9 protein-coding genes and 1 riboswitch are annotated in these 7,439 nt (G+C 70.5%); of the genes, 3 read left to right on the top strand and 6 right to left on the bottom strand.

Annotated features, from left to right (window positions below):
- Positions 1–44 precede the first annotated feature (44 nt).
- Both hslO and EQG76_RS26865 read left to right on the top strand, forming a co-directional pair.
- Entirely contained in the window at positions 45–956 is a 912-nt protein-coding gene (gene hslO, locus EQG76_RS26860) for an Hsp33 family molecular chaperone HslO (protein ID WP_159718001.1), read from the top strand.
- Positions 928–1,554 carry a hypothetical protein gene (locus EQG76_RS26865; protein ID WP_159718003.1) on the top strand — a complete coding sequence of 209 codons (627 nt, stop codon included), beginning with the start codon at positions 928–930 and terminating at the stop codon, positions 1,552–1,554. The genes hslO and EQG76_RS26865 overlap by 29 nt, the downstream gene beginning before the upstream one ends.
- 9 nt (positions 1,555–1,563) lie before the next feature.
- On the opposite strand, the gene EQG76_RS26870 is transcribed toward EQG76_RS26865, so the two are convergent.
- The 3 genes from EQG76_RS26870 to EQG76_RS26880 form a co-directional block, all read right to left on the bottom strand.
- Entirely contained in the window at positions 1,564–2,508 is a 945-nt protein-coding gene (locus EQG76_RS26870; protein ID WP_159718005.1) for an ABC transporter substrate-binding protein, read from the bottom strand.
- A 17-nt stretch (positions 2,509–2,525) separates the two neighbouring features.
- Positions 2,526–3,281, bottom strand: coding sequence for an ABC transporter permease (locus tag EQG76_RS26875; RefSeq protein ID WP_159718007.1), 756 nt, complete (start codon positions 3,279–3,281; stop codon positions 2,526–2,528).
- A complete protein-coding gene (locus EQG76_RS26880) occupies positions 3,278–4,081 on the bottom strand; it encodes an ABC transporter ATP-binding protein (protein ID WP_159718009.1) in 804 nt (267 codons plus the stop codon). Before EQG76_RS26880 ends, EQG76_RS26875 begins: the two co-directional genes overlap by 4 nt.
- Positions 4,075–4,201, bottom strand: a riboswitch (TPP riboswitch). It overlaps the preceding gene by 7 nt.
- A 106-nt stretch (positions 4,202–4,307) precedes the next feature.
- On the opposite strand from EQG76_RS26880, the gene EQG76_RS26885 reads away from it, so the two are divergent.
- Positions 4,308–4,565 carry a hypothetical protein gene (locus EQG76_RS26885; RefSeq protein ID WP_159718011.1) on the top strand — a complete coding sequence of 86 codons (258 nt, stop codon included), beginning with the start codon at positions 4,308–4,310 and terminating at the stop codon, positions 4,563–4,565.
- Between the two features lie 36 nt (positions 4,566–4,601).
- On the opposite strand, the gene EQG76_RS26890 is transcribed toward EQG76_RS26885, so the two are convergent.
- The 3 genes from EQG76_RS26890 to mrdA all read right to left on the bottom strand — a co-directional run.
- Positions 4,602–4,835: a hypothetical protein gene (locus EQG76_RS26890; protein ID WP_159718013.1), complete on the bottom strand. Its 234-nt coding sequence runs from the start codon at positions 4,833–4,835 to the stop codon at positions 4,602–4,604.
- 77 nt (positions 4,836–4,912) lie between these two features.
- Positions 4,913–6,049: a rod shape-determining protein RodA gene (gene rodA / locus EQG76_RS26895; RefSeq protein WP_159718015.1), complete on the bottom strand. Its 1,137-nt coding sequence runs from the start codon at positions 6,047–6,049 to the stop codon at positions 4,913–4,915.
- A gap of 13 nt (positions 6,050–6,062) precedes the next feature.
- A partial coding sequence (gene mrdA, locus EQG76_RS26900; RefSeq protein WP_159718017.1) for a penicillin-binding protein 2 occupies positions 6,063–7,439 on the bottom strand: 1,377 nt, incomplete at its 5' end.

Here is a 7,439-nt window from a genome sequence, read left to right on the forward strand (position 1 = left end):
GCGCAAAAGGCGATCCTCGCTTGGTGCGTAGAAGGAACGCGCGCGTGAGCAGCACCAACTCGGTGCCGATCGATACCAGCCGCCCCTTCCAGCTCGACCGGACCGGCCTTCGCGGCCGGTCCGTGCGTCTGGGGCCGGCGCTCGACGAGATCCTGGAGCGGCACGACTACCCGGAGCCGGTGGCAAAGGCGCTGGGCGAGCTCGTCATGCTGGCGGCAGCCCTTGCCGGCGAACTGAAGTTCAACGGCAGCTTCAGCCTGCAAGTGCGCGGCGAGGGCCCGGTCACCATGATGGTGGCCGACTGCACCAATGCCGGCATCCTGCGTGGCTATGCCGCCTTCGGCGAGGCAGTCCCGCCGCAGGCCACCACGATCGGCGAGCTGTGCGGCAAGGGGATACTTGCCGTGACCCTCGACCAGTCGGCGGTGGGCGGTGAGACCCAGCAGGGCATCGTGGAGCTGGAAGGGGCCACCCTGACCGACTGCATGCTGACCTACTTCCAGCGCTCGCAGCAGATCCGCACCGGCATGCGCTTTGCCGTGAGCCGGGAAGGCGGGAGCTGGTCGGGCGGCGGGATCGTCGTGCAGGCCCTGCCGGAAATCGGCGGCAAGGCGGTCCTGCGCAACGACGACGAGGATGACTGGCGCCGCGCCATGGTCCTGCTGGGCACGGTCACGCCCGAGGAACTGCTGGGCCCCGAGCCGGACGTCGACACCGTGCTGCACCGCCTGTTCCACGAGGAGGAGGTGCGCGTCTACCCGACCCTGGCCCTGGCCCATGGCTGCCGGTGCAGCGCCGAGCGGTTCGCTGCGATCCTGCGCGGCTTCTCGCCTGAGGAGGTGGAGGAGATGCGCCAGCCAGACCGCTCCATCAGCGCCACCTGCCAGTTCTGCAGCCGGACCTACCGCTTCCGGGCCGAGGAGGTCGATGCGATCGAGACGGGTGTCCGGCACTGAGCAGCCTGACAGGGGCAGTCTGGCCGGCATCGCGCGGCGGGGCCTGCTGCTGATGCCGCTGGGGCTGGCGACCGGCTGCGCGACACCGTCACCCTGGGTGGTGGCACCACCGGCTCTGGCCCCGCTCCGGCTGCGCGTCGCCACTACCAGCTTCGTGCCGGCACCCCGCCAGCCGGGGCAGCCAGGCGATATTGCGGCGGCGAACCGGCAGGAGCGGGCCCGGCAGCAGGTGGAGCGGGCGCTCGGCGGGCTGCTCGAGGCGGCAGGGGGCGATGCCCATGCGCGGCTAGTGCTCCTGACGGCGAATCTGACCGAGGAGCCGCTGGCCGGGAGCGGCAGCCTGGCCGGCCAGCTCGGCCTGAAAGCCAGCCGGGCGCTGCGCCTGCAACTCGCCGCGGAACTGCTGATCACCGACCGGTTCGGCGCCGAGCTCGGCCATGCCGAGGCGAAAGCGACGCGCAGCCGCGCGATCGAACCCGGCACCGGCCTGGCGGGGGAGACAGCGCTGGCCGACGAGTTGGTCGAGGGCGGGATCCGGCTGCTGGCCCAGACGCTGCACCGTGCCACGGCCGAGCGTCTGGGACCCTGGCTCGCCTGAACCGGACCGTCAGCGCCCGGCCGACAGATCCACGGCATAGCTGGCCAGCGGCACCGTCTCGCTCAGAAGGCCATGCTCCTTGAGGAAGGCGGCGAAACGCCCGTAGCGGCCATGGTCGAGGGCGGCCGGGCTGTGGGCGAAGCGCCGCACGGTCGCCTCCCAGGCCACCCGGTTCGGCTCGTCGTCCAGCAGCGGGTCGGAGCCGCGGTAAACGTCCCAGGCTTCCTCGGGATGGTTCAGGATCCAGTAGGTGGCAGCCTCCACGGCGCGCAGGAAGCGCAGGAGTTCCGGCCGCCCCAGCCCGTCCCGGTGCGCCACGTAGATCAGCTCGTCATAGGGCGGGACACCCTCCTCCTCGGGATAGAAGCCGCGGCCCTCATGGCCCAGCAGCGCCATCTGCGGGATTTCGACATTGCGGAAGGCGCCGATCACCGCGTCGACCTGGCCGCTGATCAGGGAGGGCGAGAGCGAGAAGTTGACGTTGACCAGCTCGACGTCGGCAGCACCGAGGCCGTGCTTGGTCAGCATGGTACCCAACACCGCGTCCTCGAAGCCCGCCACGGAGAAGCCGACCCGCCTGCCCTTCAGGTCCGCCACCGATTGGATCGGGCCGTCGGCCAGCACCACCAGCGAGTTGAGCGGCGTGTCGATCAGCGTGCCGAAGCGGGCCAGCGGCAGGCCGGCCGCCGCCTGGAGGTGGAGCTGCGGCTGGTAGGACACCGCGATGTCGGCCTGTTTGGCCGCCACCAGCTTGGGCGGGTCGTTCGGGTCGGCCGGTGCGATCAGCTCGACCTCCAGATCCTCCTCCGCGAAGAAGCCTCGTTCCTTGGCGATCACCAGCGGCCCGTGGTCCGGGTTGACGTACCAGTCCAGGAGCACTGTGAGCTTGTCCGCGGCGTGTGCCGGCAGCGCTGTCAGCAGGAGGGCCAGGACCAGGATCGGGATGCGCAGCAAGATGAGCCTCCTTCGTCTCAGCGAGGGTTCTGGTAGGTGTCGGGCTGCCAGCGGACGAGTGCCGCCATGAGCCGGTCGACCGCCCACCACAGGCCGACCGCCATGACCGCCAGGATCGCGAGGGCCGCGAACATCAGGTCGACCTGCATGCGGGCGTTGGCGTGCAGCATCAAGAAGCCCAGGCCGCCGGACGAGCCGACCCATTCGCCGACCACCGCCCCGATCGGCGCCACCGCGGCGGCCACGCGCAGGCCGGAGCCCAGTGCCGGCAGCGAGGCGGGCAGGCGGATCTGCCAGAGCATCGCGCTGGGCCGCGCACCCATGACCCGGGCTAGCTCCAGCCAACCGGTCTCGGTGCGCCGGAGCCCGTCGAAGAAGGTGAGCGTCACCGGGAAGAAGATGATCAGCACCGCCATCGCGATCTTGGACCCGAGCCCGAAGCCCAGCCAGAGCACCAGCAGTGGTGCGAGGGCGAACACCGGCAAGGCCTGGCTCATAACCAGGACCGGCATCAGCCAGCGCCTGGCTGCCCGCGACGCCACCAGCAGGAGGGCGGCCAGCGCTCCGGCCAAGCTGCCGAGCACGAAGCCCAGCAGGATCTCGGTCAGCGTGATCCCGGCATGGCCGGCGAGCAGGGAGGCGCGCCCCACCAGTGCTTGGCCGACCGCCAGCGGGTCCGGCAGGATGTAGGGCGGCACCCCGGTGAGCCACACGGCAAGCTGCCAGAAGAGCAGCAGGCCCAGCACCGTGCCGAGCGGACGCAGCGCGCTCATGCCGGCTCCGTCGCTTTCGCCGAGGCCACCAGCTCACCCATCAGCCGGGCCTGCAGCCGCAGCAGTGCCGGTGCCGCCGGATCGCGCGGGATCGGGCCGTCCGGGCGGATCGGCCCCTCCAGCCGCACCGGCCGCCCGGCCAGCACCCAGACCCGGTGGCCCAGCCGCAGCGCTTCCAGGGGATGGTGGGTCACCAGCAGCACGGTGCGCCCTTCCAGCAGCTCGGCCGCCAAGTCCTGCAGACGGTGGCGGGTCACGGCGTCGAGTGCCGAGAACGGCTCGTCCATCAGGACGATCGGCCGCTGCTCCATCAGGGTGCGCGCCAGCGCCACCCGCTGGCGCATCCCGCCGGACAGCGTGGCCGGCCGGGCCTGCGCGTAGCCGGCCAGCCCCACCCGCGCCAGGAGCTCATCCGCCTGCTCTGCCAGTGCTGAGCGCTCCCCGCGCGGCATGCCACGCAGGCGGTGGCCCAGCAGGACATTGTCGCGCACGTTGAGCCAGGGCAGCAGCAGGTCCTGCTGGGCCATGAACGCCACGGCGGCCGGCCCTGCCCGCCCGGCCACGCGCACCAGCCCACCCGGCTCCAGCCCGGCGATCAGGCGCAGGAGGGTGGTCTTGCCCACACCGGATGGCCCGAGCAGGCAGGTCCAGCGCCCGGCCGGCAGGGTGAGGCAGAGATCCTGGAAGAGAGGCTGCCCGTCGAAGCGCAGGCTCGGCACGGTCAGGGCCACCTCGGGTCCCGGCACCGGCGCTGCGGCGCGCAGCGGATCGGGACGTGAGGAAACTGTCGATATGGCCATGCCGCTCCCATCCCTTCGCCAGTGTGAACTGGATCAGGTTCGAAGGGTCGTCATGCTGCACGGCCGGCCGCCGCGCCAATGACCTCTCAGCCCCTCGCCGGGACCCCCCTTGGACAAGGAGGGCATAGGCGTTCCCGGTGCGTTTGAGAACGGTCTTTCGCCGCCGCCCGGAACCACGGCCGGTCCGCAGCAATTGTTGCTACACTGAATTGGATGGAGAACCGGCATGGGGACGACGAGACGGGCAGGAGCGGCCGTGGCACTTGCGCTGCTGGCCCTGGCAGGTTGCGTCGACCGGCCGGTGAGCTCGCTGGACCCGGACGAGCAGCGCGAGGTTAACGCTGCTGAGGAAGGCAGTGCCGGGGTCGGCGGCGCAACGGCGGGTGGCGTGGGCGGTGCCGGCGTCGGCGGCCCCACGGCCGGGAGTGCCAGCGGCGGCTTCGACGGTTTCGGTGGCAGCGGGGCCGGTTCGCTTACCCCCTGAGCCGCGTCTGCCGCCGGCGGGTTGCCGGCTGCGGCATCACGTGCCGGGGGAAGCGGCGGCTGCCTGTCGTGCCTCCTGCTCTTCGACCTCGAGATGTTCCTGCATCAGGCGGAACGAGTCTTCCATGGTCACGAGCAACTCGCGCGACCGGGTGGCCTCGTGGCCGTCCCTTTCTAGCTCGGCGATCCGCGTCCGCTGCTCGGCAAGACGCGAGGTCGCCTCGCGCACATGCCGCCGCGCCTGCTCCAGATTGGTTTCGTCGTCGGCCATGAGCATCGCCACCGTCGGATGCTGTCGAAATCGGTAGATGGACGCCAGGGTTCCGGAGGTGTGCCCTGGCCGGATCGTCAGCGCCTGGGGTAGCGTAGGATCGGCGTGTCGCGGTGGACGTCGGCAGACAGGAGGATGCCGAAGCCCATCAGCACGGTGAGCATCACCGTCCCGCCATAGCTGATCATCGGTAAGGGGATGCCCACTACCGGGATCAGGCCCATCACCATGGCGATGTTGATCACGGCATAGACCGCGAAATTCATGCTGAGACCGATGATCACGAGGCGGGCGAACTGGCTGCGCGCGCGCGTGGCGGCATGGATGCCCATCAGCACCACACCCAGGAACAAGGCGAGCGTCGCGGTGGCGCCGACGAAGCCGGTTTCCTCGGCGAGCGTGGTGAAGGCGAAGTCGGTGTGCTTCTCGGGCAGGTAGTTGAGCTGGGCCTGCGAGCCATGGAGGTAGCCCTTGCCCCAGAAGCCACCCGAGCCAAGCGCGATCTTGGACTGGATGATGTGGTAGCCGGCACCCAGCGGGTCGTTCTCGGGATCGAGGAAGGTGAGCACGCGCTGGCGCTGATAGTCGTGCATCATCTCCCAGCCTACCGGGAGCACCGCCAGCACCAGTGCCACCACCAGCGCGAACTTCCACCAGCGCACCCCGGCGGCGAAGAACAGCGTACCACCCAACGTGATCAGGGTGATCGCGGTACCGAGGTCGGGCTGCACCATCACGAGCGCCACCGGGACCGCCACCATCAGCAGCGGCACGACCAGGAACAGGGGCCGGCGCACGTCGTCCAGCCAGGCCGGATGGAACCAGCGCGCCAGCACCAGGATCAGCGCGATCTTCATGATCTCCGACGGCTGGAGCTGGATCGGTCCCAGGTCGATCCAGCGCTGCGCCCCCTTGGCGGCGAAGCCCATGACATCCACCGCGACCAGCAACGCCACGCCAAACGCGAACAGCGGGTAAGCGATCTTGAACCAGACCCGCACGTCGACCAGGGCCAGCAGCAGCATGAGGCAGAGCCCGGCCGCCAGGCGCACGGCGTGGCGGAACGCCCAGGGCTCGGGCGAGCCGCCGGCTGCTGAGTAGAGCACGGCATAGCCGACCGCGCCGATCAGGCAGAGCAGAGCCACCAGCAGCCAGTTGATCGACCAGAGCTTGTCGGCCAGCGAGAGCGTGGGCGCCTTGAGGTGGAGCTCCATTCCTCGGGCCTCCTCAGGCCGGCTCGTCGGCACGCGGCGAAGCGGCCATGGTCGCGTCGAGCTGCAGGGCCCGGTCCAGGAGGTCGCGGGCAATCGGTGCTGCCACGGCGGAGCCGCCGCCACCGTGCTCGACCACCACCGCCACCGCGTAGCGCGGCCGCTCATGGGGAGCGTAGCCCACGAACAGCGCGTGGTCGCGATGCTCCCAGGGGATGTCCTTGCGCTTGTAGGCGCCGGACAGGCGGTCGGCCTTGGTGATCCGCCGGACCTGGGAAGTGCCGGTCTTGCCGGCCATCAGCACGCCCGGCGTGTGTAACGTGGCCGAACGGGCGGTGCCGGACGGGCTGTTCACGACCCGGAACATGCCGTCCAGCACCACGTCCAGATGCTCCCTGGCCACCCCCACCGGCTCCAGCGCAGTGCAGCAGGCGAGCTGGCGCTCCCCGCCCCGCACTAGCCAGGGCGCGATCTTCAGGCCGCCATTGCACAGCCGCGCGGTCATCACCGCGAGCTGCAGCGGCGTGGCCAGCACGTAGCCCTGGCCGATCCCGGAGATCAGGGTCTCGCCGCGATGCCAGGGCTGGTCCAGCGTGGCGCGCTTCCAGGCGACGGTGGGCACCACGCCCGGGCGCTCGCCCGGCAGGTCGATCCCGGTGCGCTCGCCCAGGCCAAAGCGCCGGGCGTACTCGGCCAGCCGGTCAATGCCGAGCCGGCGCGCCACCTCGTAATGGTAGCAGTCGCAGGAGCGCTCCAGGGACTGGGCGAGGTCGACCGCGCCATGGCCGCCCTTCTTCCAGCAGTGGAACTCGATGCTGCCCATCCAGATCGACCCGGTGCAGCGGATGCGGGTGTCGGGCCTGATCACCCCGGTCTCCAGCCCGGCGATCGCGGTCATCATCTTGAAAGTCGAGCCCGGCGGGTACTCGCCCTTGAACGCCTTGTTGACCATGGGGGCCAGCTTGTCGTCGCGCAGGCTCGCCCAGTTGCGCTGCGAGATGCCGTTCTGGAACAGGCTGGGGTCGAAGCTCGGCACCGAGGCCAGCGCCAGGACGCCCCCGTCGCGCACGTCCAGCAAAGCCGCCGCGGCACCGGTCTCGGCCGACAGGCGGCTCATCGCGAAGCGCTGCAGGTCGAGATCGAGCGAGAGGGTCAGGTCCTGGCCCGGCGTACCCTCGCTGCGGTCGATCTCGCGCATCTCGCGCCCGACCGCGTTGACCTCCACCCGAGACAGGCCGGCTCTGCCGCGCAGGAGCGGGTCATAGGCGCGCTCGATCCCCTGCTTGCCGATCCGGAACTCCGGCATCTGCAGGAGCGGATCGCTCTCGCCCTTCAGCTCCGGCTCGCTCACCGGGCCGACATAGCCCAGCACATGGGCGAGCGTGGCGGCCTC

This window comes from Geminicoccus flavidas (assembly GCF_009806515.1).
In the GTDB taxonomy this organism is placed as follows: Bacteria; Pseudomonadota; Alphaproteobacteria; order Geminicoccales; family Geminicoccaceae; genus Geminicoccus; species Geminicoccus flavidus.